Here is a 21,480-nt window from a genome sequence, read left to right on the forward strand (position 1 = left end):
TATTAATGGATTTCTCCTCAAGGAGAGACTTTCCGGGGTGGTGGAGCCTCCATTAGTCATTTAGGTTTAGAACCTTCAATTCAACCACGGATAGTCATCCCTTGAGGGAGGTACCGCGTTTTGACCTGTCAAAACGAGCGAGCAGGTTTTTATTTTGAGTACCGTAATATTTAGCGCCTGGCAGGGTGTTCGTATAAAGGGCAAAACCGCCTAAAAAATTAAATTGGCGAACTTCCCCTATTTTTAAGTACATTATTTGTCCTTTCTCCGCGTGGGTCGGGGAAAAACCATTTCTACCTGGGGAGGTAAAATGACTAACATTGACACCATTGTTGCGGACGGCAACGAAATTTTTAGATATGGACTGAGCTCCATTTTGCGCGATCACGGTGCATTTAACATTTGCAGCGAGGTTGACAATGGTGCACTTGTACTTACCGCCTTTGAAAGCGTGAAGCCACAATTGTGTATTCTTTCATTTTCAATGCCGGAAATGGAAGGGATTATCATCGCCAAAAAAATTATTGAAAAAAACTCTGATGCTAATATCCTCCTCCTGGCCGAAGATACTGATCAAAAAACCCTGGATGAATTCTTGGATTCCGGGGCCTTTGGGTTGATCCACAAATCTGCTCATCACCTTGAACTTATTGACGCGGCTCAAAAAGTGGCAAAAGGTGAACGCTTCCTCGGTAAGCAATTTTCAAAAATGATGACCAAAGAGTATATCCGGCTGGCCCGCAAAAAGAAACGGCCCGATCCCATTAAATCTGTCACCAAAAGAGAACGTGAGATATTGGGTTTGCTTACTGAAGGGCTTACCAGCACCGAAATTGCTTCCAAGCTGTATATTAGTCCCCGTACCGTTGAGAAGCACCGAACCAATTTGTTGAAAAAGCTGGACCTAAAAAATACGGCTGCTTTAGTTCGATTTGCCATGGAAAACGAACAGGCACTATTATAAGTAAAGTGCCAAGCCCTAAATTCCAATTTCTTGATACTTGGAATTTGGGGCTTGGTACTTGGAATTTATGTGTACTACGTATTTTCACGTACAAAAATTACGTATATCTCTCCATTGACGAGCAGCGGCTTTAAATGTATGTTTTAAGTGCAAATGGGGTAATAGCCGTCTGTAGATGATATTAGCCACCGCTCATTGAGTTGAGGGTGGCTTTTTCTATGACATTACCTGCCTACAAATCACAGAAACTATCAAGACTTCCCTTCCGTCAGCTGCTTTAATTTAGCTGCCCGCAGTTCGTTGTACATGTTTTGTTCTTCTACCATTCTTGACAAGGCAAACAAGTCGTATAGCGCCCCCAGTCCCATCACTCCTCCCGATAACAGCCAACCGATACCGGTGCCCGTTCTTCCGAGATAAAACCGGTGTAATCCCAATATCCCAAAAAACCCTACAAACCAGAACAAATAAGCTTTGCCTTTAGACTTGATCTCATATGAATTTGAAACCGAATCATTTTGTGTCAGAAGCTTCATCTTTTTGTTTCCCCCAACCTGCCCGATAAAATCTTTGTAACTGAAAAGTATTCTTTTGGCCAGCTTCTTCATCCGGACGGATTCTGCTTTTTCAATTTCCAATTCCCCTTCCACCACTTCATATTCAAATACAAACTCATCCACAAGTTTATCCATCTGTATTTTTCCCTCAAGATAAGCTTCTACCTTCCGCGACAGGTTCCTGAGTGAATCATAAATGGAAATTGACAGGTTGGTTTCGGTATAACCCTTCTCTTCTTTCAGCTCAGAAATTACTTCCTCATACTTTTGAAAAGCCTTATCCAGTGCCTTCTCGGCAACCAGGGCCATTTCATATTTTTCTGCCTTTCTCATTTCAAGCTTTTAAATTATTGGTGTGGAATTTAAATATTTCGGTAAAACCTATTCTAAAATAATCTATTACAAATACAAAAAAAGCCCGACTTGTTTCCAAGCCGAGCTTTAAACCTTTTGTTGTACCGTGGGACGGAATTGAACCGTCGACCTCACGATTATGAGTCGTGCGCTCTAACCATCTGAGCTACCACGGCGTGGTTAATTCTCAAATTCCAAGTAACAAATTCCAATTATATTGTTATTCGTTTTTTTGAGGGCATCAAATATACGGCATTATATAACAAAGGGTAAAACATTTTTTCGCCACCGCCCTTAATCTGTACGCTAAGTTTCTTAACTTCCGTCTTTAAGTAAAAAAATCATACCCAAAAGGTTCATGGCACAAAAAATAACGACACAGGAAAAAGATTATTCACAATGGTATCTGGATGTAATCAGAGAGGCTAAGTTAGCGGAGCATTCTCCGGTGCGCGGAAGTATGGTCATTCGCCCGAACGGGATGGCTCTCTGGGAAAACATGCGTAATGCCCTTGACACCATGTTCAAGGATACCGGTCATGAAAATGCCTATTTCCCGCTGTTTATTCCAAAATCTTTTCTTTCAAAGGAAGCACAGCATGTGGAAGGATTTGCCAAAGAATGTGCGGTGGTTACCCACAGCCGGCTCAAAAGCGTAGACGGCGGGGTGGAAGTAGACCCCGAATCCAAGCTGGAAGAAGAGCTGATTGTACGCCCTACTTCAGAAACGATTATCTGGGATACTTACCGCGGATGGATTCAGTCGTATCGCGACCTGCCTATTTTGGTGAACCAGTGGGCAAATGTAGTGAGGTGGGAAATGAGAACCCGTCTGTTTCTCAGAACTATGGAATTTCTATGGCAAGAAGGCCATACCGCTCATGCCACCAAAGAGGAAGCTGAAGAAGAAACCCTCCAAATGCTGGAAGTATATCGCACTTTTGCCGAAGACTATATGGCTATGCCGGTCATAAAAGGCGTAAAAACCGCCAGTGAGCGGTTTGCAGGAGCTGTGGACACCTATTGTATAGAAGCATTGATGCAGGACGGAAAGGCCCTGCAAGCCGGAACTTCTCACTTCCTTGGACAGAATTTCGCCAAGGCTTTCGATGTAAAATTTCAGGATAAAGACGGAGAACACAAACTTGTATGGGCCACAAGCTGGGGGGTTTCCACCCGCCTCATCGGAGGATTAATTATGACACATTCTGATAATCAGGGCCTGGTGCTCCCTCCAAAACTCGCTCCAAAACAAGTGGTTGTGGTGCCTATTTACCGAAGTGACGAGCAGCGCAAAGCCGTACTCGAATATGCGGATAGTATTTATGATGAATTGAAAGCGTTGGGTGTTCGTATTAAGGTAGATGACCGCGATAATTACAATCCGGGCTACAAGTTTGCAGAACATGAAGCAGCCGGAATCCCTTTGCGAATTGCTGTTGGCCCTCGTGACCTGGAAAACAACAATGTGGAATTGGCCCGGCGTGATACAAAAGAAAAGAATATCGAAAGCCGCGACGGACTCGGGGATCGAGTAAAAAAATTGCTTGATGACATCCAGGTTGAACTTTTTGATAAAGCTAAAAAACGCCGTGAAGAAAATACTTCTGAAGTGGAGTCGTACGAGGAGTTTCAAAAAGTTCTTAAAGAAAAAGGCGGTTTTATTTGGGCCCATTGGGATGGAACGCCTGAGACCGAAGAAAAAATTAAACAGGAAACCAAAGCCACCATCCGTTTAATTCCTTTGGAAAAAGGAGAAGCAGGGGAATGTATGGTCACGGGTAAACCCTCAAAACAAAAAGTTCTGTTTGCGATTTCTTATTGATTAACCGCCAAATTTTGATTGCTTAACGGTTAAAAAATGAAAGTACATGCCAAAAATCCCACATTCATATTATTTATGCTCGGCTGAACAATCCCGGTTCATGGATGAAAAAACCATTTCCGAATTCGGGATTGATGGCTTCACACTGATGGAAATAGCGGGTACACGTGCTGCAGATTTTATTCAGTCTGAAATTCTGGCCGGCTCTCACGGAATCTTTTTCTGCGGGAAAGGAAATAATGCAGGAGATGCCCTGGTTATTGCACGGCTCCTCTCCCAGCAAGACTATAGGATCACGGTTTGTTTTTTAGCAGGCACGGAAGATTTAAGCCCCGATACTCAAAAAAACCTGGAACTCCTGAAAAAATTGGATGCAGGAATCAACATCCTCAATTGGAATGATTTTACTCCAGCCGACTTTGATTTTATAGTAGATGGAATGCTTGGAACCGGGTTAAACTCTGAGGTTCGGGTACCCTTCTCAGATGCCATAGAGTGGATTAATAAACAAGAAACGCCTGTTTTCGCCCTGGATGTCCCTACCGGGCTTCATGCCGATTCCGGGCGGATTTTAGGTGTAGCAGTTCGAGCCGATTTCACTTTGAGCTTTGGTGCCCTCAAAACCGGTTTTTATTTAAACATGGGATATGATTGCACCGGCGAGGTTATTTTGTGCGAACTTTCATTTCCCAACAAGTACAAAAACCCAACAGCTTACCTTATCGACCAAAGCTGGGTTGAAGCGAATACCCCCTCACCCCGAAAAAACAAACACAAGTATGACGGCGGGGTACTTTACGTGATAGCAGGTTCGGAAGGCTTAACAGGAGCTGGAATTCTGGCTGCTAAAAGTGGATGGGCAACAGGCTTAGGGGCAGTAGTTTTAATCACCCCAAAAGGGCTTCTGGAAATCTATGAAAAACAACTGGTACAGATCATAAAAAAACCGGTGGGTGATAAAGAAGATCTGTTTTTTAAGAAATCCCATCTCAAAAAAACCTTAGAAATACTAAGAGAGAAACCGGGAAAGTTACTTATTGGCCCCGGACTAGGCAGGCAGAAGGAAACCATTCGGTTCGTACAAAATATTCTTCAAGAGTTTAAAGGAGATGCGGTTATTGATGCCGATGCTTTATTTGCACTGTCTAAAATGGATGGTTGGGAAAAACCAAAATCAGCAAACTGGATTTTAACCCCTCACCCCGGAGAGTTCGAAAGTTTACTCCATGAAAAGTTAAGTGATGGTTTTAACCGATTAAAATTGAGTGCTGAGAAAGCAAAAGAACATAAAATCACTCTTTTATCTAAAGGAATGCCAACAATGGTTGGAACAGAATCAGGCGATATCTATTTAACCGGTTACGATACCCAAATTTTTTCCAGAGCCGGTTTTGGAGATGTATTGGCGGGTAAAGTCGGCGCATTTTGGTTAACATATTCAACTGCAGAATCGGCTTGTTTTCATGCATTATTAGACGGCTTAGAAAAATCTCAACAATATTTTGCCCAAGAATCCGGTTCTTTAGAACCCATTGATATCATCTGAATGACGAAATACTTCAATATCCTTACTCGCTCTATAAAACTTTATCTCACGCTTTTAATCATCTCTACCGGGGTAATTATTTATGGAACTCTTTTTCCGGTGGACTATAAAATATCCTCTTCACTGGCCGGGTTAGACAAAGTGGTGCACTTTATTATGTTCGGAGCATGGGCTTTCTTTTATGGTATTATTCGTTTTTTGAAAGATAAATTCACACTCTATCCTGTTTTTTTGGTGGGCGGGGCGTTTGGCCTTACCATTGAATTTCTTCAGTACCTGCTTCCTACGGGACGCAGCCCCGAGTTTATGGACTTCATTGCAGATATTTCAGGTACCGGAATGGCTATTTTGTTTTTATTCATCTTAACTAAAAAAGTACCTGAATTTAATCCTGACACCGCATCATAATGCTATTATTATTTGGATATGGCTTCACTATTTAAAGATTGAATTCTTTAAATAAAACCCAAGCCAATGAAATCTTTCAATAAGAAACTCAACCTCAGGAAAAACTATCCTCTTATTTTTGAGATTGGCCTGATTGGCGCCCTTTTAATTTTTATTGCGGCCTTTAAATTCCAGGTTCCTGTAAATTTCAATTCTTCTTCAGATACCGTAATTCATACAGAACCCCCAATTGTACTCCCCCCGATAACCCTTCAAAAGAAGATCCCACCTCCACCGGCAGTGGCTCGAATCCCTGTTGAAATACCAAATGACGATCCCATGGACCCACCTGTTATCAATTTTGGGGATTTTAATGATATCGACCCTACCCTTCCACTTCCGCCAAAATCCAAGAACAAGGATAAAGAAGAAACGGAGATTTTGGAGCAAGCCGAATTCATGCCTGAAATGAAAGGAGGATTAGAAGCACTTTATAGTGATATCGAATACCCGAAAATTGCTAAAAGAAATGGTATAGAAGGCAAAGTCGTTGTTCAATTCGTTGTAAACAAAAAGGGGGAAGTAGAGGACCTTGAAATTACACGCGGTATAGGTGGCGGTTGTGATGAAGAAGTTTTGCGGGTTATTAAATTACAAACCTTTACCCCAGGAATTCAAAATGGAAATTTCGTAAAAGTACGCATGAAGCAAGTGGTTCATTTCAGGCTTCGTAACTAATGCTTCAAAAGGAGATTAAAACTGTAATTTTATGATAGTTCTAAGTCGACAAAACACCTTTACAAATTCATTTAAACAATTTTTTAGAACTTTGGGCACTAAAAATATGTTTAAACAGTTAAAATAATGTGTATGTACTTGCACACGAACTATAAAATCCCGTTCTTCTCAGCGATACTAAATTTGTTGTTTATTAATATTGTATTTTGAATTATGATAAATAGAAGAAAATCACCGGAAGCAGATCTTAAGAGGTCATATACTGTCTATTTAGAGGCAGGACTGATCATAGCTTTGCTTTTTATGATCACAGCCGTAAAAGTGACCCTTGAAACTGAACCGCCTAACGTGGTGGCTTTAGATGAACAGGAAATTGTGGAAATGGAAGAAATTGTCCAAACGAAACAAATTGAGACTCCACCTCCACCCCCGCGTCCCCCAGTCCCGGTAGAAGTACCCAATGATGAGATCATTGAAGATGAAATGATTGATTTGGATGCCGAATTAGACATGGATGCTCCAATGGATTTACCTCCACCCCCTGAAGAAGAAGATCAGGAAGAAGACTTCTTTGTAGTAGTAGAGCAAATGCCAGTACTTAAAGGTGGAATGGCCAAACTTCAGTCAAGTGTTAAATATCCTGAAATGGCTCGAAGAGCCGGTATTGAAGGCCGTGTAACCGTTCAGTTTATTGTAAACGAGCAAGGGCAAGTTGAAAATGCCCGTGTAGTTCGTGGTATTGGCGGTGGTTGCGATGAAGAAGCACTTAAAGCCGTACAACAAGCGGAATTTGAACCAGGCATGCAGCGTGGACGTCCCGTTCGTGTACAGTATGCACTCTCCATCAACTTCCGATTGGAAAACTAATTATTCCAAATACAATTTGATGTTATTAAAGGTGTGATTTTTAAAAATCACACCTTTTTTTTATTGCCAAAAGGTTCTAAGAATCTTTTTGAGGTTATCAAAACCCGCTTTTTGAATAGCTTCCGTAATTGGCACCCACTCTACTTGTTTAATACCCTCTTCTTCCTGGGGTTCCAGCTGCTCTTCTTTTGTAAAAATCATGGAATACCAATAGGTCGTTTTTCCAAAAGTCTTGTTTTTTTCAGGATATTCGTGATATGTGGTGCCTATATTCTTTACAATAGCCGGAACTCCACTGCCTACCTCTTCAGAAACCTCTCTGGCAGCACAACTTTCTATGTCCTCCCCGGGTTCGAGCTTCCCTTTCGGTAAATCCCAATATCCATTCCTGAATATCATCAGGATTTCAGGTTCCGCCCCTGCACGACTGAACCTGAATATAATACCCCCAGCAGCTGTTATCGGCTCAACAGGCGGTTTATTCATCTTTGTCTGGCGACTCGTCTTCTGATGATTCAGCCTTTGCTTTCTTAGATTCCTCAGCGTAATTCAACCTTAAATTTGTAAGTGTTTGTTCCAGGTAATTCCCTGCTTCTTTCGAAAGATTTCCTTTCGTGAATTTTTTGAGCATTGCTAAAGTATCGATAGCATATTTAGCTGAGGATAAATCTATTTCCATTTCCTGGGTAGCAGGATTCTGAATTTTCCCCAGGCCCATCATCGCAATTTGCTGATGCTGTTGAACCAGCATCATAAATAGCAGTTGTTCTTGCTGTTCTTCGTTTAAATTATCTCCATTCTTGCTCATCGTATTTCCTTTTTTAAGTTCTTAAAATCAACGCCCATATTTACGGGCTTCCAAATTTAATAAAGTTCATTTTTATGTACATTATGAACCATCAAGAATAACGAAAATCAAATACTATTATATGGCTATTGTCAAGCCTTTTAAGGCATGGAGACCTAACCCTGAACTAGCTCAAGAAATTGCCTGTGTGCCTTACGATGTGGTAAACTCAAAAGAAGCTCGCAAATTAGCTAATGGCAACCCCCAAAGCTTTCTGCATGTCATTAAGCCTGAAATCGACTTAAGTGAAAATACTTCCGTTTATGATGCAAAAGTATATGATCAGGGGCGCAAGAATTTATATGAGCTGCTCAACTCTGATGCTTTTTTACAAGAAGAACATGAGGCTCTTTATATTTATCAGCTCGTTATGGAGGGTCGTTCTCAAACGGGTATCTTTAGCTGTGTAAGTGTGAATGATTATAATAACAACGTTATTCTAAAGCACGAACTTACCCGGCCTGACAAAGAAGATGATCGTACCAAGCATATTATCATACAGGCAGCGCATGCTGAACCGGTGATGCTTACTTTTAGAGACAGCGGAAGTGTTACTTCATATGTGAATGAATATATGAGCAGGGAGGATCCTATATACGATTTAACTTCTGAAGATGGAATTACGCATACCATATGGAAAGTAGATGATAAAGCTTCTTTGGTTTCGGCTTTTCAGGATATTCCTAAGTTATATATTGCCGATGGTCATCATCGGTGTGCAAGTGCCGCTCGTGCTGCCAAAGAAATGGCTTCTCAAAATCCCGGGCATACCGGAAAAGAAGAGTACAATTACTTCCCGGCTGTTCTATTTCCAATGGATCAGATGGAAATACTTGCATATAACAGGATAATATTGTCAACTCCCGACAACTTTTTGGAACAACTCAAAAAAGAATTTACACTTTCAAAAAATGTCAAACCTGTACCTTCGAAAAAAGGCATGGTTTCATTCTATATAAATGACAATTGGTATGGACTTACACTGAAGGCATCAGAAAAGAATGATCCTGTTTCGAATCTGGATATAACACTTCTTCAGAATCAAGTACTGGAACCATTGCTTGATATCAAAGATCAGCGTACCGATCCCAATATTGATTTTGTGGGGGGGATTCGCGGCACCGATGAACTGGAAAAGCTGGTAGATACCGGTGAGGCTTCTCTTGGTATTAGCTTGTATCCAACTAGTATTGAAGAACTTTTGGATGTTTCTGATGCCGGATTACTGATGCCGCCAAAATCAACCTGGTTTGAGCCTAAGCTACGATCCGGCCTTTTAATTCACACTTTTTAGTAACAAATATTCTTAATCATACATGAAACGCGTACATAATTTTAGTGCCGGGCCCGCGGCCCTTCCTTTAGAAGTTTTAGAAATAGCCCAAAAAGAACTTCTCGATTATCAGGGTGAGGGAACATCCATTATGGAACAAAGCCATCGTGGCAAGTCGTATACCCGGGTTGATACCGAAGCTAAAGAGCGTTTAAATCGAATTTTAGGTCTCGGCAACAAATTTAAGATCATGTTCCTTCAGGGAGGGGCCAGTACGCAATTTATGCAGGTTCCCTATAATTTTTTGAAACCGGAAGAAACTGCTGATTATATCAATACCGGAATTTGGTCAAAAAAAGCTATTAAGGAAGCCAAGCTCTTTGGTAATGTTCATGTAGCCTATACCGGTGAAGACCAAAATTTCACCCGGGTACCTGCTGATGAGGAATTAAATCTTTCGGGTGAATCCCGTTATGTTCATTTTACATCAAACAATACCATCTACGGAACCCAGTTTTCTTCAGAACCAGACTCTAAAGGTACCCCATTGATTTGTGACGCCTCTTCTGATTTCCTTTCCCGAAAAATTGATATCGATAAATACGGCCTCATTTACGCCGGCGCACAAAAAAACCTGGGCCCTTCAGGCGTAACTGTTGTTCTTATAAGAAAAGATTTTCTGGAAACAGCAGATAAAAAAGATATTCCGACCATCCTGAATTATCACACTCATGCTGATAGAATTTTTAATACTCCCCCCACCTTTGCAGTCTATATGGTGAACTTGGTATTAAAATGGGTTGAAGAAAAAGGCGGGATACCTTATTTCGAGAAAATAAATTCACAAAAAGCAGATTTACTTTACAAAACTATCGATGATGATGGATTTTATCGAGGTATAGCTGAGGTGAATTCACGATCCAAAATGAATGTGACTTTCAGGTTACCTTCTGAAGCTCTTGAACAACAATTCCTGAAAGAAGCCGCCGAACATGATTTAGTTGCTTTAAAAGGACATCGAACCATAGGTGGAATCAGGGCGAGCATTTATAATGCCTGTACCCTTGAAAGCCTTGAGATACTTGTCAATTTCATGAATAAGTTCCGTGCCGACAACGGGTAAAGCCGGCTATATAATTTATTATTTGAAACAGCGGCTATCTTTTTTATAGTAATCCGAACACGCTCAGAAACTTATCAACCGTATTGGGTACAAAAATAATCAGGTATAAAAGTCCCCAAACGGCTCCGGCTATATGGGCTTCATGATTAATGCGCCCCTCACCTTTACTTGCGTATACACTATAGGCCAGGAATAATATCCCAAAAATGATGGATGGAATGCCAAATGGGATAAACATAATATAAATGGGATCGAGCGGGAAAAGCAGTATATACCCGAATAATACGCTTTCAACAGCACCGGAAGCCCCAACAGTGGCAAATTCGGGGTTGTCTTTATGCCTCACTAAAGAGGGAAGGCTGGAAACTATGAGCCCGGTAAAATAAAGAGCTAAAAAGTGTCCCTGCCCTATTTCACGCTCTAATACTAATCCAAAAAAGAAGAGAACAAACATATTCAAAAAGAGGTGCCCAATGCCCGCGTGAACAAAACCGGAACTGACAAGTTCATACCACGACTTTTCACGAACTACCCGGTATGGTATCATCATGAATTTCTCGAACAATTTAGGTGCGGCGTAGAGAGTTACCAATGAAATCAAAACATTTGCTGCAATAAGAGATAGTGTTACCGACATGTAGTATTCGTTTATTTTTCTTTTCAAGGTAAGATGAAAACGTATCTCTTGCAGAAGAATCGAAAAGAATCGTAACTTTAGTTTTAATGTTTTAGCCGAAGTAGCTCAGTGGTAGAGCAATTCTCTCGTAAAGAATAGGTCGTCGGTTCAAATCCGATCTTCGGCTCATAATAATGACTAAAATACATGTCAGATTTTTACTGTAATTTTGCAGGAAATTCTACAGCATTTCACCTGAAAGCAGTATATATTTTTTAGGGTTCACAATAAATCATCTGCATGCAAAGCTTTAAAATTTTCTCCCTTCTTATAATTATAACTATTCTGATTTCAGCTTGTGGTATTTCACGAAAAGGAACCGATTTTGCTTCCACAGAAAATGCCCGGGTAATTGAAAATGGAGTATCGAGCTGGTATGGCCCTAATTTCCATGGCAAGTTAACTGCAAATGGTGAGGTGTATGACATGGATGGAGTCACCGCTGCCCACCGAACACTCCCCTTCGGTACCATCCTGCTCGTTGAAAACCTCGATAATGGAAAAACGGTACAAGTTCGCATTAACGATCGAGGCCCCTATGCAAAAAACCGTATTATTGACCTCTCCAGGGGTGCAGCCAAGAGGATTGACATGATTGAAGCAGGAACTGCCCGCGTTCGTCTATATTTGCTTGAAGGTGATTTAGAGAATTCCCGGATTACTGATCTAAAAGTACCCACTTATACCGTACAGTTAGGATCATACAAAAAGCGGAGCCAGGCTGAAAAACAAACTGCCGAAATTGACGGAAGTCGTGTTGAAACCATAAAAACCGGTGACCAAACCTTATACCGGGTCTATTTTGGGACTTATACTGATCCGGAAGAAGCCAAAAAAGAAATGCAACGACTCAATGATATGGGGTATGTCGGGTTTGTGAAACAAATTGAAAATTAATGGATGCTTCGGGATTGATGCACCGGTTTTTTCCGTTTCCCACAGAACACAAAAACAATCTGTCTATGAAGAAAAAAATCATTGTTATAGGAAGCGGATTCGGGGGCTTAGGAGCAGCTTCTCGTTTACTTTCTGCAGGCCATGAGGTTACCATCCTCGAAAAAAGAGACAAACTTGGCGGAAGAGCGTATGTCTATGAAAAAAACGGATTCAAATTTGATGGTGGCCCTACTGTAATCACCGCCCCTTTTATGTTTGATGATATTTTTGAGGCGGCCGGCAAGAAACGGGAAGAATATGTAAAATTTGTACCCTGTGATCCCTTTTACCGAATTTTTGATGCCGAAGGCAAACACTTTGATTATAATAATGATCATGAATTTACCCTTGAAGAAATTCGCAAGCAAAATCCTGATGATGTTGAGGGTTACGAGAAATTCCTTGGAACAACCAAAGCCATTTTCGATAAGGGTTTTGTGGAACTGGCAGACAAGCCTTTCCTCAAATTCACTGATATGTTGAAGGTTGCTCCTGATCTCATTAAGCTACAGTCTTACAAAACTGTTTATAAATATGTGGCTCAATTTATTAAGGATGAATTCCTGAGGCGATGTTTCTCATTCCACCCATTATTAGTCGGTGGAAATCCATTTGATACCACTTCCATTTACGCCATGATCCACTACTTGGAACGAGAATGGGGCGTACACTACGCCATGGGTGGTACCGGGGCAATCGTGAATGCACTTGAAAAATTGATACTTGAACAAGGTGGTCAAATTCATACTGAAACTGAAGTAGATGAAATTTTAGTGGTAAATGGAGAAGCTACGGGCGTTCGTCTTAAAAATGGAGAGATTCTGAAAGCCGATAAAATTGTTTCCAATGCTGATGTGGCCTTCACTTATAAAAACCTGATTAACCCAATACATCGAAAGAAATATACCGATCGTAAAATTGAGCGGACCAAGTACAGCATGTCGCTCTTTATAATTTATTTTGGAACTAAGAAGCGATACTTGGACTCCGGATTAGCTCACCATAACATCATTTTAGGTAAACGATATAAAGAATTGCTGGAAGATATTTTTCATAAAAAACATCTTTCCGATGATTTCTCGCTGTATCTGCATATGCCCACAGTTACTGATCCATCAATGGCACCTGAAGGCTGTGAAGGATTCTATGTACTCTCTCCGGTTCCGCACTTAGACAGTGGCACCGACTGGAATGAAATGGCTCCAAAATATCGAGATATCATTATGAACTTCCTGGAAGAAAATTATCTGCCCGATTTAAAGGAAAACATCATTACCGAGCATTACATTGACCCACTGCACTTTAAAAATGAACTAAACAGCTATAAAGGATCGGCATTTTCTGTGGAACCAATTTTAACTCAATCGGCTTGGTTTCGGCCGCACAATAAATCTGAGGATGTAGAAAATTTATATTTTGTAGGAGCCGGAACCCATCCGGGCGCAGGACTTCCCGGCGTTCTTTCATCTTCAATCATTGCTCAGGATTTGATTGGCTCTGCATAATATCAATACCCAATCAAACTTGAGCCCGGACTTTTTTAAGAACTAGGTAATCTTACAATCAATCATTAGATTCTTCTAATGATTGATAGCCCATTTTAGGACACATTAAATAAAAATTTATGAATTTGAATAACGGCAATAAGTTGGAAATGCAGACGGACTATTCATTAGCCCCATTTTTCGAATTATCGCATGATTTACTCTGTATTGCCGGGTTTGACGGGTATTTTAAAAGGGTAAATCCTGCCGTATGCAAAGTTTTGGGATATACAGAGGAAGAACTCCTTTCAAAGCCCATTAGTTATTTTCAGCATCCGGATGACAAAGAAATCACTCAAAAATATCGCGAACCAATCTTATATGGAAAGCCGCTTACAAATTTTGAGAATCGGTATATCACAAAACGGGGAGAAATCGTTTGGTTTGCCTGGACTTCGATACCTGTTAGCGATGATGAATTGATCTATGCTATTGCCAAAAATATCACTCATAAAAAGAAACATGAAGAAGAACGAAATCAGTTGCTTTCGGAATTAAGCAAAACCAATAAACGCTTAAAGCAACTCAACTACACGACTTCTCATGATCTCAGGGCACCTGTCAGTAACTTGCTTGCTATATTTAGTTTGATGGATATTTCCCACATTAGTAATGAAGAAACCCGTGAGTTCATTGGACTACTAAAGAAATCTACAGAAAATCTGAAAACAACTTTAGACAATTATGTGGATGACCTGAAGAGTCAAGATTCACAATCAATAAGTCTGTCTGATATCAAGTTTATGGACGTGATCGATTCTCTCAGGCTGACTTTGGATTCACTTATTAAAGATACCAATACCTCTTTTCAGATCGACCTGGATGCTTTTGATTCGGTGACATTCAATCCCGGATATTTAGAAAGTATTTTTCTGAACCTGATCACCAATTCCATTAAATATGCCCATCCGGACCGGAATCCAGTTATCACTATAAAAACCGAAATCATTAATGAAAAAAAGCAGCTTATTTTTTCTGATAACGGGATAGGGTTTGACAGCGAAAAGCAGAAGGACAATGTATTCGGGCTGAATCAAAGCTTTCACGACCATAGAGACAGCAAGGGTGTCGGGCTTTACCTTGTCTACAATCACATTACCAACCTGGGCGGACGAATTACGGTACACAGTAAGGTTGATGAAGGCACTACGTTCACTCTTACTTTTAAAGATTAGCGCCGGATTCAACTTAATTTAAAGGAAAGTCCAATCCACTGTCCTTTTTCACACGTTTACCTTTCTCCCGGTTTGTATCTTTCCTCTGCCCTTGCTTCTACATCATTTCGATAATAAGCTACATCTTTAAAGTTCACATTAACGTAGCGTTCAGCCTGATCAAAAAAGTGCGGAGAATCCGGGTCACCGCTTTGTCCGCCGGCCAGCAAGCTCTTTGCTTTCACGGTATCACCGAATTCAACTACGGCGATAAAACTGTTCCCTGATGTCCCATAGAGCTTTTTAGTATCATAGGTTCGGGCACCATATGATGCCAGGGCACCCCATCTTCCTGAGGCCAAACCAACCGGAAGACTTGGCTTATCATCATCAAAGTTCGGGGCAATAGAACCATCCAGCCGCTGAAACCTGTTTATATCTCCCCATGGAGTATCCCAGCTGCCAAAGTCCTCTTCAAGGTCTTCGATAGTTTGCTTAAAGATCGCTAATCGTTCTTCTTCAGGTGATCCTTCTCCATAGTAATCCATCCGTTCCATAAAATTCAGGCCTTCGGGATTCTCTCCATTTCTCAAATAATTCATTCCATAGAAATGCGCCAGGGACATGGCCACGGATTCTTCGGAGGTCGTAAAATCCCAACCTCTCATTACCTCTATCGCTTCAGCTATGGTTTCACCTTTTGGAGGTGAATTATCATACGCCTGAACCAATCCCGGGATCATTTTTTCAAAAGCGGGGAGGCGGGGATCATATCCCAACTCAATCAATCCATCCAGCGTCAGGTTGCTTGTTCTCTTGAGCAGATCAATGGCATGAACTGCTCTGAAATTCTCAGAGTCTATGGACATATACCGTGGATAGTCTTCCTTTTTAGGGCTGTACTCAGCAGCAGCGGTAAATGGGGTAGAGTTCGTATTTTGGATCCAGCCGTTACCGGGATTTAAGATCGTGATCGCTTCATCTACCGGATGTAAACCCTGCCAGTCAGTAGCCGGATTACTTCCATCTACCGGTTGGGTATAATCAAACTGAGTATCACGAATAGGAATAAAATTTCCATGATAATAGGCGATATTTCCCTCTGCATCCGCAAATACCGTATTGTTTGAGGAATTAGTCCGAATGTCCATCATAGCCCGGAATTCATCATGATTGTTTTTCTTGGTTCGGGTATAGGATTGCTCCAGCGCTTTTACCGGTTCCCACATCAGTGAAGTTGCCACCCATTCATCGTCAATCATATGAGTAATCGGCCCGTGATGAGTTCGGTAAACCGGAAAAGTTTTTTCTTTTAATGAGTTCCCTTCTTTGTATTTCAGCGTTACCTCAGAAGTCTCCACCGGCTTCCATTCGTCTCCATATTTATACATAAGCTGCCCGTCCCGCTCTTCAATCACTTGCTTGAATTCATCAATCACATCCGTATAAGTAGACGTGTGCATCCAACCCGTTTTTTCATTGAACCCTTGATAAATGAAAAATTGTCCCCATGTCACCGCTCCATATGCGTTTAACCCTTCTTCACTCACTGCATGAACTTCGCCGCGAAAATAAAATGAGGTATGCGGGTTGATGAGTAACATCGCATTTCCTGATTCGGTAAGATCTCCGGATACCGCAATTCCGTTTGAACCTTTGGGCTCCTCATAGGGATCCGTTATCGTTAACCCATTGCCAAACCCATTTAGTGCAAGTGAGGTCCGGTCTTCATAAAAGGCCCGGATTCTCCGGGTTGAAACTCGCTCAATATCTCCGCCGATGGAGCCTTCACTGAAATACATTGGCATCCACGGTTCGAACTTGGTAATGAGCGCCGGTTCTACTTCAGGATGGGTGTAAAGATAATAATTCAATCCTGCAGCCCATGCATCGCAAAGTTCCTTGAGCCAATCCGGGGCATTTTCATAGTAATCGACAGCTTCTTCTTTACTCATAAAAAGCCGGGCACGGAGGTCACTGTACAACTCCTCTTCTCCCTCCACTTCTGCCAGCCTTCCGATTGCCCAAATATAATTTCGCTCTACTCTGTTGAAGTCATCTTCAGCCTGGGCATACATCAATCCAAAAACTGCATCGGCATCTGTCTGTCCATAGACATGAGGAACACCAAAATCATCCCGAATAATTTCAATTTGGGATGCTTGTTCTTCCCAGAGTGCAATCTCGGATGCGCTAAATTGCGATTGACAACCGGTTAATACAAACAGAATAACCAAAAAGAAATAATGCAGCTTTTTCATGAATAAAAAATTTGATTAGAAAGTATTTGAATGTAGGTCAACAGAATCAGAAAAAAAAAGTCGAAAATGTAAATCAATTTATCATTCACGGAATCTACATGATAAAATCCTACTATTTGGTACACACCTTAAGCGAAAGAGGAAATGCCATGAAAATAACCATCGCAGTAATTATTCTATTTCACGGATTAATTCATATCACCGGATTTTTGAAAGCTTTTGACTTGGCTGAAGTTGAAGAATTAAAGATGCCCATCACCAAATCATCCGGTATTATCTGGCTGATAACTTCCCTGATTTTTATTGCAACTTCCGTATTCTATTTAGCCGACTCGTATTTTTATATCGGCCTTGGCGTTTCGGGCGTTACCCTTTCTCAAGCCCTAATCCTGCAACACTGGAAATACGCAAAATATGGGACCATCCCCAACCTGATCCTTGGAATAATACTTTTCCTCTCCATTTGATATACTATTCTTCATAAGTAAATTACCAAGCTTGTAAAAAACTTCCATCCTTTATGGAAATAGCTCTCAGGCCTTGTATATTCTTGCTCATACAAGGATCAAAATCTACATTTTATGAAAAGAATAATGCTCTTACTGGCTTTGCCTCTACTTTTTATGGCTTGCCAAACTCAATCAAAATATAACCAGCTCAATCTGGAAGAAATCACTATAACTGAATTACAAAAAGGATATGAAAAGGGTGATTTTACTGTTGAGGATGTTACTGCCGCCTATTTAGAGCGCATCGCTGAAAAAGATCAAAACGGGCCCGGTCTGAATTCAATGCTTTATATAAATTCGCGGGCACTGGATGTAGCCAAAGAATTGGATACTGAACTTCGCGATGGTAAAAAACGCGGACCTTTACATGGAATCCCGGTAGTGCTGAAAGACAATATCGACACCTTTGACATGCCGACAACTGCCGGGGCGAATGTGTTAGAGGGTTCTGTTCCGGATCAGGATGCGTTTATTACGCAAAAACTTCGGGATGCTGGTGCCGTCATATTAGGTAAAGCAAATCTTAGCGAATGGGCCAACTTCCACAGCAACTTTTCCTCCAGCGGTTGGAGCGCTTTGGGTGGACAAACGCATAACCCTTACGACTTAACGAGAAATCCATGTGGTTCCAGCGCCGGCTCCGGTGCCGCTGCCTCTGCTAACCTGGCCGTATTTTCTATCGGTACCGAAACAAACGGTTCCATTACTTGTCCATCTTCGGCTAATGGATTAGTGGGGATCAAACCAACCGTAGGCCTATTGAGCCGGTCCGGTATCATTCCAATTTCATATACACAAGATACCCCTGGCCCAATGGCACGAACTGTTACTGATGCAGCTATTGCCTTGGGAACCATGGTTGGTGTGGATGAGGCTGATGGAAAAACCCTGGAAAGTCAAGGTAACTTTCATACTGATTACACTCAGTTCTTAAATGCAGACGGACTGCAAGGAAAACGCATCGGACTTTGGACAGGCTCTCTTGGAGGCCACTTCCGGGTTGATACACTTATGTATGAAACCGTCAGATTTTTAGAATCACAAGGTGCTACAGTAATTGAAATAGAACAGATTTCAGACCGCAATGTAGGCGGTGACTCCTTTCAGGTTCTGCTATATGAATTCAAAGATGGCCTGAATAAATACTTTACTTCATTAGGCAGCGACGCCCCGATAAAAAATATGGATGAACTGGTAGAGGCTACACTAAACGACCCTGAAGAGATGAGATATTTTGATCATGACCTATTGATACAGGCCAATGAAAAAGGAAATCTGGAAACTCAGGAATATATAGACGCCCTTGAACGCATGTTAACCACTACAAGGGAAGAAGGCATTGATAAGGTGATGGACGAACATAATCTTGATGCTATAATTGGGCCTACAGGAGGCCCGGCATGGAAAACGGATCTCACCAACGGGGATAATTTTGCAGTTTCATCAAGCTCCCCTGCCGCTCGGTCAGGGTATCCAAATATCACTGTCCCCATGGGCTATATTGATGAACTTCCGGTAGGTATCTCCTTTTTTGGAAGGGCATGGAGTGAGCCTGTTCTCCTCGAGATAGCCTATGCTTTTGAACAAACCACAATGATCAGGAAAGCACCTGAATTGTAACCTATATTTTCGTTTCAATAAAAAAAAGGGGCATGAATGTTCATGCCCCTTTTTTTATTACTAAATCCCTATTCCTTACTTAAGGGATTTCTGAAGGTCTTCCCAGTCCTGAAGAAATCGCTCTAAACCACTGTCGGTAAGTGGGTGTTTAAGCAGACTCTTAATTACACTCAACGGCATGGTAGCTACATCAGCACCTTCCTTAGCGCACTCAAGCAGGTGCATGGGATGACGGATACTTGCAGCCAGTACTTCGGTTTCGTATCCGTAGTTATCATAAATTTGTACAATATCCCGAATCAATTGCATGCCGTCAGTTGAAATATCATCCAGCCTTCCTAGAAACGGGGATATATAGGTAGCACCGGCTTTAGCGGCGATAAGTGCTTGAGTCGGAGAAAAGCAAAGTGTGCAGTTAGTTTTAATCCCTTCTTCTGAAAATGTTTTAATGGCTTTAATACCATCTTTAATCAAAGGAACCTTAACCACAACATTATCAGCAATAGCTGCAATTTTACGGCCTTCTTCTATAATTTCATCATATTCGGTAGAAACAACTTCAGCAGAGACATCTCCCTCAACAATGTTGCAAATTTTAGCAATATGCCCTTCAAAATCCTTAACCCCTATTTTAGCACAAAGGCTTGGGTTGGTTGTTACCCCATCTAACACTCCCAGGTCGTTAGCTTCTTTAATTTCATCGAGATCAGCGGTATCTATAAAAAATTTCATGAGTGAGCGAAAGTTTAATGAATGATTAACATCAAAGGTAAAGATAAGGATTCATTCCCTCCCATTCATTGCAAATCAAAAACATATAATTTCTTTTTTTTTACAAAACTCAAGCTTGTAAAAACAAACTATCTGTTGAACTTATATGTATAACATTGAGTGGAAAAAAAGATTCAAATTCAATAATTGATCAAGTGAAAAAAAAAATATCCCTGTTATCCTTAATAAGTCTATTCATTATTAGTTGCGGAGGCGGAAATTCAAATGAAAATGGCCGGTCTAATTTCTCTATGTTTGGGGGAAACGGATCTCAACGCTCCACCAGTGTTGAAACCAGTGAGATTGAAATTGGTACCATTGCCGATCAAGTTCGCTCCTATGGCAATGTAAAAGCTCAAAATGTAATTTCAGTAGTACCACAGGTCAGCAATCGTATTACAAATCTTTATGTTGATTTGGGCGATACCGTACAACAAGGCCAGGCCCTTGCAAAAATATACGATGCTACATTCCGTGATCAGCTTACTCAAGCCCGCTCACAGGTAGAACAAAGCAGGATTGCCCTTCGGCGGGATAGTTCTGAATACGAGCGCCAACAACAGTTAATGGAACGTGACCTAACAAGTGAATCCCAATTGGATATTGCTCAGGCCGCTTATCAAAACTCTCTGGCACAATATGAGTCTGCCCGATCTTCACTTACTCAGGCCCAGGAAAATTTTAACAATACGGAAGTAAAAGCACCGGTCACAGGAGTTATCATTAGCCGGGCTCTTGAAAAAGGAGATTTGGCCACTACCGGAACGGAATTGTTTCAGATAGCCAGCACAAACGGCTATGAATCTCGAATTTATTTGCCTGTTCAGGATTGGCGGGAGGTAAAAATCGGGCAAGAAGTTAACCTCAGAGTTTCAAATGAAAGCAATGTAAGTGCCCGGGGGATTATTTCCCGTAAAAGCCCACAGCTTGATGCAACAACCGGTCTGGGAGAAGTAGTGATTACGCTTACCCAAACCGGAAACGATATTTATCCGGGAGTTTTGGTTGAAAATGTGATTAACATTACCACGAAAGAACAGGCTATGATTGTGCCCCGAAGTGCATTGGTTGAGCAAGTGGAAACCGTCATCAACCCTGAAACCAACACCATAGACTTAGAACGTACCTATTCAGTATTTGTATCTCGGGGTGATTCGATAGCTGAACGCCGGCAGCTGGAATTAGGAATTGAACAAGGGGATAAAATTGAAGTACTGGCCGGGTTGATACCTGACGATAAAATTATTGTAACCGGACAAAGCGGACTTGAAGACGGATCAAGAATTTCTGTTGCCTCCGGAGACAGATTTGAAGCTCCTGAACAACGGCAAATTGAAAGACAAGCAAACCGGCCCGGTCGCAATGCTGCTTCCGGCCAAAATCCGCTGGCTAATATGAGTGAAGAAGAAAGAGCCGAAGCTCGTGAAAAAATGCAGGATATGACCCGGGAAGAACGCATGGCTTATCTTCGTGAACTTCGAGAGCAACAAGCCGAGAATGCCGATTCAACTTCAAACTAAAGGAACTA

The 21,480-nt window shown here is 41.4% G+C and carries 20 protein-coding genes and 2 tRNA genes; 15 read left to right on the forward strand and 7 right to left on the reverse strand.

All coding sequences use genetic code 11. The annotated features are described in order from the left end of the window. Positions 1-256: 256 nt before the first annotated feature. A complete protein-coding gene (locus HUJ22_RS09370; RefSeq protein ID WP_290876548.1) occupies positions 257-964 on the forward strand; it encodes a response regulator transcription factor in 708 nt (235 codons plus the stop codon). A 251-nt stretch (positions 965-1,215) separates the two neighbouring features. On the opposite strand, the gene HUJ22_RS09375 is transcribed toward HUJ22_RS09370, so the two are convergent. Beyond that, positions 1,216-1,854: a TM2 domain-containing protein gene (locus tag HUJ22_RS09375; protein ID WP_290876550.1), complete on the reverse strand. Its 639-nt coding sequence runs from the start codon at positions 1,852-1,854 to the stop codon at positions 1,216-1,218. 123 nt (positions 1,855-1,977) lie between these two features. Next, positions 1,978-2,051, reverse strand: a tRNA-Met gene (locus tag HUJ22_RS09380). A gap of 182 nt (positions 2,052-2,233) precedes the next feature. Between HUJ22_RS09380 and proS the strand changes: the two genes are divergently transcribed. The 5 genes from proS to HUJ22_RS09405 all read left to right on the forward strand — a co-directional run bounded on the left by proS (position 2,234) and on the right by HUJ22_RS09405 (position 7,238). After that, complete coding sequence (gene proS / locus HUJ22_RS09385; protein WP_290876551.1) at positions 2,234-3,700, forward strand: proline--tRNA ligase; 1,467 nt, start codon at positions 2,234-2,236, stop codon at positions 3,698-3,700. Between the two features lie 46 nt (positions 3,701-3,746). Beyond that, positions 3,747-5,246 (forward strand): NAD(P)H-hydrate epimerase, encoded by a 1,500-nt coding sequence (locus HUJ22_RS09390; RefSeq protein ID WP_290876552.1) that lies wholly within the window; start codon positions 3,747-3,749, stop codon positions 5,244-5,246. Then, positions 5,247-5,654 carry a VanZ family protein gene (locus HUJ22_RS09395; protein ID WP_290876553.1) on the forward strand — a complete coding sequence of 136 codons (408 nt, stop codon included), beginning with the start codon at positions 5,247-5,249 and terminating at the stop codon, positions 5,652-5,654. 66 nt (positions 5,655-5,720) lie between these two features. Beyond that, positions 5,721-6,371, forward strand: a complete 651-nt coding sequence (locus HUJ22_RS09400) for an energy transducer TonB (RefSeq protein WP_290876555.1) — start codon at positions 5,721-5,723, stop codon at positions 6,369-6,371. 213 nt (positions 6,372-6,584) lie between these two features. Next, positions 6,585-7,238 (forward strand): energy transducer TonB, encoded by a 654-nt coding sequence (locus tag HUJ22_RS09405; protein WP_290876556.1) that lies wholly within the window; start codon positions 6,585-6,587, stop codon positions 7,236-7,238. 60 nt (positions 7,239-7,298) lie between these two features. Here HUJ22_RS09405 and HUJ22_RS09410 read toward each other — a convergent pair whose 3' ends face one another. Then, positions 7,299-7,724, reverse strand: coding sequence for an NUDIX domain-containing protein (locus HUJ22_RS09410; protein WP_290876558.1), 426 nt, complete (start codon positions 7,722-7,724; stop codon positions 7,299-7,301). After that, positions 7,717-8,046 carry a DUF1844 domain-containing protein gene (locus tag HUJ22_RS09415; RefSeq protein WP_290876560.1) on the reverse strand — a complete coding sequence of 110 codons (330 nt, stop codon included), beginning with the start codon at positions 8,044-8,046 and terminating at the stop codon, positions 7,717-7,719. Before HUJ22_RS09415 ends, HUJ22_RS09410 begins: the two co-directional genes overlap by 8 nt. Positions 8,047-8,167: 121 nt before the next feature. Here HUJ22_RS09415 and HUJ22_RS09420 point away from each other — a divergent pair, with 121 nt between their 5' ends. Together HUJ22_RS09420 and serC are read left to right on the forward strand one after the other, a co-directional pair. Continuing rightward, on the forward strand, positions 8,168-9,379 hold the full coding sequence (locus HUJ22_RS09420) for a DUF1015 family protein (protein WP_290876562.1): 1,212 nt from the start codon (positions 8,168-8,170) through the stop codon (positions 9,377-9,379). A 22-nt stretch (positions 9,380-9,401) separates the two neighbouring features. After that, positions 9,402-10,481 carry a 3-phosphoserine/phosphohydroxythreonine transaminase gene (gene serC, locus HUJ22_RS09425; RefSeq protein WP_290876564.1) on the forward strand — a complete coding sequence of 360 codons (1,080 nt, stop codon included), beginning with the start codon at positions 9,402-9,404 and terminating at the stop codon, positions 10,479-10,481. A gap of 43 nt (positions 10,482-10,524) precedes the next feature. On the opposite strand, the gene HUJ22_RS09430 is transcribed toward serC, so the two are convergent. Beyond that, complete coding sequence (locus HUJ22_RS09430) at positions 10,525-11,118, reverse strand: rhomboid family intramembrane serine protease (protein ID WP_290876566.1); 594 nt, start codon at positions 11,116-11,118, stop codon at positions 10,525-10,527. 94 nt (positions 11,119-11,212) lie between these two features. Between HUJ22_RS09430 and HUJ22_RS09435 the strand changes: the two genes are divergently transcribed. The 4 genes from HUJ22_RS09435 to HUJ22_RS09450 all read left to right on the forward strand — a co-directional run bounded on the left by HUJ22_RS09435 (position 11,213) and on the right by HUJ22_RS09450 (position 14,812). Continuing rightward, positions 11,213-11,284 (forward strand) — tRNA-Thr (locus tag HUJ22_RS09435). Between the two features lie 113 nt (positions 11,285-11,397). Continuing rightward, a complete protein-coding gene (locus HUJ22_RS09440; protein ID WP_290876568.1) occupies positions 11,398-12,054 on the forward strand; it encodes a septal ring lytic transglycosylase RlpA family protein in 657 nt (218 codons plus the stop codon). 65 nt (positions 12,055-12,119) lie between these two features. After that, positions 12,120-13,598, forward strand: a complete 1,479-nt coding sequence (locus HUJ22_RS09445) for a phytoene desaturase (protein WP_290876570.1) — start codon at positions 12,120-12,122, stop codon at positions 13,596-13,598. A gap of 119 nt (positions 13,599-13,717) precedes the next feature. After that, positions 13,718-14,812: a PAS domain-containing sensor histidine kinase gene (locus HUJ22_RS09450; protein WP_290876572.1), complete on the forward strand. Its 1,095-nt coding sequence runs from the start codon at positions 13,718-13,720 to the stop codon at positions 14,810-14,812. Between the two features lie 56 nt (positions 14,813-14,868). On the opposite strand, the gene HUJ22_RS09455 is transcribed toward HUJ22_RS09450, so the two are convergent. Continuing rightward, positions 14,869-17,052, reverse strand: a complete 2,184-nt coding sequence (locus HUJ22_RS09455) for an acylase (protein ID WP_290876574.1) — start codon at positions 17,050-17,052, stop codon at positions 14,869-14,871. Between the two features lie 98 nt (positions 17,053-17,150). On the opposite strand from HUJ22_RS09455, the gene HUJ22_RS09460 reads away from it, so the two are divergent. Beyond that, positions 17,151-17,519, forward strand: coding sequence for a hypothetical protein (locus tag HUJ22_RS09460; RefSeq protein WP_290876576.1), 369 nt, complete (start codon positions 17,151-17,153; stop codon positions 17,517-17,519). A 114-nt stretch (positions 17,520-17,633) separates the two neighbouring features. Beyond that, complete coding sequence (locus HUJ22_RS09465; RefSeq protein ID WP_290876578.1) at positions 17,634-19,181, forward strand: amidase; 1,548 nt, start codon at positions 17,634-17,636, stop codon at positions 19,179-19,181. Positions 19,182-19,256: 75 nt separating this feature from the next. Here HUJ22_RS09465 and fsa read toward each other — a convergent pair whose 3' ends face one another. Further along, positions 19,257-19,913: a fructose-6-phosphate aldolase gene (gene fsa / locus HUJ22_RS09470; RefSeq protein WP_290876580.1), complete on the reverse strand. Its 657-nt coding sequence runs from the start codon at positions 19,911-19,913 to the stop codon at positions 19,257-19,259. 194 nt (positions 19,914-20,107) lie between these two features. On the opposite strand from fsa, the gene HUJ22_RS09475 reads away from it, so the two are divergent. Beyond that, entirely contained in the window at positions 20,108-21,472 is a 1,365-nt protein-coding gene (locus HUJ22_RS09475) for an efflux RND transporter periplasmic adaptor subunit (protein WP_290876582.1), read from the forward strand. The last annotated feature ends 8 nt before the right edge of the window (positions 21,473-21,480 follow it).

It is taken from the genome of Gracilimonas sp., from assembly GCF_014762685.1.
In the GTDB taxonomy this organism is placed as follows: Bacteria; Bacteroidota; Rhodothermia; order Balneolales; family Balneolaceae; genus Gracilimonas.